Source organism: Mesorhizobium sp. ORS 3428, assembly GCF_001854785.1.
Taxonomy (GTDB): Bacteria; Pseudomonadota; Alphaproteobacteria; order Rhizobiales; family Rhizobiaceae; genus Mesorhizobium.
Genome location: NZ_MDFL01000051.1, coordinates 1 through 3,662 on the forward strand (window position 1 = coordinate 1; position 3,662 = coordinate 3,662).

At 55.4% G+C, this 3,662-nt stretch carries 3 protein-coding genes; all 3 read right to left on the reverse strand.

The window, feature by feature from the left end:
* Positions 1-57: 57 nt before the first annotated feature.
* Entirely contained in the window at positions 58-1,500 is a 1,443-nt protein-coding gene (locus ORS3428_RS31220) for an amidase (protein WP_083355021.1), read from the reverse strand.
* A 186-nt stretch (positions 1,501-1,686) separates the two neighbouring features.
* The gene (locus ORS3428_RS06610) at positions 1,687-2,427 is read right to left on the reverse strand and encodes an amino acid ABC transporter ATP-binding protein (RefSeq protein ID WP_071095719.1); all 741 of its coding nucleotides are present in this window, start codon (positions 2,425-2,427) and stop codon (positions 1,687-1,689) included.
* Between the two features lie 95 nt (positions 2,428-2,522).
* Positions 2,523-3,497: an amino acid ABC transporter permease gene (locus ORS3428_RS06615; RefSeq protein WP_071095718.1), complete on the reverse strand. Its 975-nt coding sequence runs from the start codon at positions 3,495-3,497 to the stop codon at positions 2,523-2,525.
* Positions 3,498-3,662: the final 165 nt, after the last annotated feature.

Genomic DNA, 3,662 nt, shown 5'->3' on the forward strand with positions numbered 1-3,662 from the left:
GTCTTCTATTGAGCCAATCTCGACAACCCGCCCGAAATAACGGGATCGCCATGTCACCTACACAGTCACTAATCCCGCTCGCACGCTTGGTCTACGGTGGCRCCATGGGCGTGCCTCCTCTAGATCGCGCGAGACTCGCACCAAGGTTGCCTCGTCACCAAAACGGCCAACGATCTGAACGCCAATTGGCAAACCATTGACGCTATGCGCCAACGGTAGCGACACTGATGGATGTCCGGTGATGTTGAACAAACCCAGGTACTGATAAAGTGCGGTATCAGCTTCCGCAAATTCCACCGCAGAAAGTGTCGGATTGGTCGTACAATAGATCCCTCCGTGCGGTGGGGGCAAGACGGGCATTGTGGGCGTTAGCAAAATGTCGAATCTATCGATCGCCTCGCCAACGCGGAATCGAAATTTCCGAATATTCTCGAGTAGGTTTCCTATGGAGGCGGGTCGAGAATTTCTGCTGTATTCATACGACTTGAGATTGCYCGGCTCCAACGTGTCCACGTCGATCTTCCTGCCCAGTGCCCGCGCCGCATCATCAAGTGAATCWGCATAGTCGGTGCCCCTGCCGAGCGCTATCCTCGTTTGCTCAGCGGGCTCATACGGCGGATCGATCTCATCAACCATATGACCCATTTCTTCCAGAAGCGAAGYAGCGGCATCAACGGCTTGAAGCACCTCCGGGTCGACATCAACTGCGCCCCATCTCGTTYGCGCGACTCCGACCCGGAGAGTGCCGGTAGGCTGAGAAAGCTCTTGCACATAAAGACGGCTCGGCTGGACGATGATAAATGGGTCGCCGGGATGGGGACCAGCAAAGACATCCAAAGCTGCCGCCATGTCGCGCACAGTCCGACAGAGAACAAACGTGCGGCTGAAACCAAATGACGCGTCCTGATTATTTGGCCCGCCAGAAACGCGTCCGCGGGACGGATTAAGTCCCACAAGCCCACACCAGGAAGCGGGAACGCGGATTGACCCGCCGCCATCACTGCCATGTGCAATAGGGGTGATGCCGGCCGCCACCGCCGCGGYAGCTCCCGAGGACGAACCCCCAGCAGAGCGCTTCAAATTCCATGGATTGCCGGTGATGCCATTGAGAATGGATTGGCTCATTCCTGTCGTACCAAACTCCGGGCATGTTGTCCTCCCGATTATGCGCAGCCCTGCATTTCGCGCACGGCGAAAATAGTAGCTGTCCGTGTCGGCACGATACCCTTTAAATAGGCGACTCCCCTTTTCTTGAAGCCGACCAGCTTCGCTAGCGCCGATATCCTTGCGAAGGAATGGCACGCCATGAAAGAGCCCCCCCTCCGCGCCGGCAACAGTCTCAGCATCCTGATAGAACTCGACGACGCCGTTGATGCGTGGGTTAATCTCGTCGTGTGCTGCCCGGGCCAGGCGCGTCAACTCCAAAGGCGTGACTTCGCCCGTGCTCACGAGCGAGRCCAAACCGGTAGCATCGCAATCTGCGTATTCGCTAAGTTTCATCGTCAATAAATCCGTCTACCGGCGAGTTAGCTTGGGTTGGCTCGCGCGAAGGCACCGCCGCGATCGTCGCCGCATTTATCCCTGATTTAGCCCATCGGCGGTCCGCCAATTGAATCCCGGATGGTAGCCTCTCGACGCCCACTACTTTAAAGGCGGCAAGGTCATGCCGTAAGACGGACTAGGCGGTCAGTGCGAGAGGATCTGGCGGAGGAACAGCTTTGTTCTTTCATGCTRCGGAGTTGTGAAGAAGTCGTGCGGCTCCCCCTCTTCCACGATATGGCCTGCATCCATGAAGATCACACGGTCAGCGGCGGCGCGTGCAAATCCCATCTCGTGCGTGACACAGACCATTGTCATGCCGTCGCGCGCTAGACTGATCATCGTCTCGAGGACTTCAGCGACCATTTCCGGATCAAGCGAGGAGGTCGGCTCATCGAAGAGCATGMGGGCAGGCTCCATACAAAGGGAACGAGCAATTGCGACGCGCTGCTGCTGGCCTCCGGAGAGCTGAGCCGGATATTTGTTGGCCTGTTCCGGTATTCGTACGCGCTCGAGGTATTTTAGCGCGATCTTCCTGGCCTCGGCCTCTGGGATCCCCTTAATCCACATCGGGGCCGCCATGCAGTTCATCAGCAYGGTCATGTGCGGAAACAGATTGAAATGTTGGAATACCATGCCGACGTTCTTCCGAACCTCAGCGACATTGCGCATTTTGTTGTGCAACCTGATCCCATTGACAGTGATATCGCCCTCTTGATGTGCTTCGAGACGATTGAAGCAACGGATCAACGTTGACTTCCCGGATCCGGAGGGGCCGCATACAACTATGCGTTCGCCTTTGGCGACGGTCAGGTTTATGTTAGTTAACGCCCTAAAGGTGCCGTACCACTTCGAGACGTTCTTGGCTTCGATGATGTTGTCGGTCACTACCGCTCGCCTCCGGCTCGATGGAACCTTGGTAGGAGCCTTAGATGGACCGTGACAATTTAGATCGTCCGTCAATTGAAAGATATTGTCGACAGTCATCGGACTCTGCTCCGGGAAAAATGGCGTTCGATTCGCGATTGGACCAGTTCGAGGCTGGCAGACATAATCCAATAAATGAAGGCTGCTGCTACCAGCATCTCCATAATGTTGAAGGTCGGCGTACCGAGTTGGCGAGCTAGAAACGTCAGTTCCCACACCCCCAACACCGACACCAGCGAGCTATCCTTCAGCATTGAGATGAAGGTATTTCCCATGGGAGGAATGATTACGGGAAGCGCCTGCGGTAGGATGATCCTACGCATCGTGAGCGCAAAGCCGAAACCCAAAGACCGGGACGCCTCCCACTGTCCCCGGTCTATGCTTTGGATGCCGGAGCGGAAGATTTCCGCCGTGTACGCCCCGACGCAAAGCGAAAGCGCCAGCACGCCGGCAGGAACCGCACCAATCACGTAGCCAAGCTGCGGCAAGCCGAGGTAGATCAGGTAAATCTGTACGAGAAGCGGAGTGCCGCGAAAAAACGAAGTATAAAAATTAGCAATTCCGAGAGCGAATCCGTTGCTAGAAAGCTTTGCCAAAGCGGCAACCATCCCGATGAGCGAAGCAAATATTAGGGAAAGCGCCGAAACGTAAACTGTCGTCWCAGCACCCTGCGTGATCAAATACGGCAAATTGTTCCAAATGAAGTGGAGGCTCAAGTGAAATAGCGCAAAACAAGCTAGGAAAATGAACAGCATCTCCAACCAGATAATGCCAATTTGTGCCCTCAGCGGCGCGAAACCGATGAGCACGAGGTTAAGRCAGAACGTGATCGAGATCACAAAAGCAATCGCGACGCGCCCGTAAAAGCCGCTCTCGAGCGGATCACCGATGACCGGGCGCATGAGATCGCCCATAAAGGTGCCGGTGAGGTTAACCATAAGAAAGACCGCGAGCACTACTGCAAATGCCGAGCCTATAAACTTGGGGTTGTGGACAAGTGTCTCGGAGTCAACTGTATCCTGATAGATCATGACCGTCCTTTCAAAGAACGCGGCCCCGCTTATCGGGGCCGCTGCAGCTTTGCGACCCTATTTAGGGACGGAGACATCCACCCCATACCACTTCATCGACACACGAGAGAGCGTCCCATCATCTTTCATGCTCTTTACGGCGGCTGCAATCTTGTCAGAAAACTC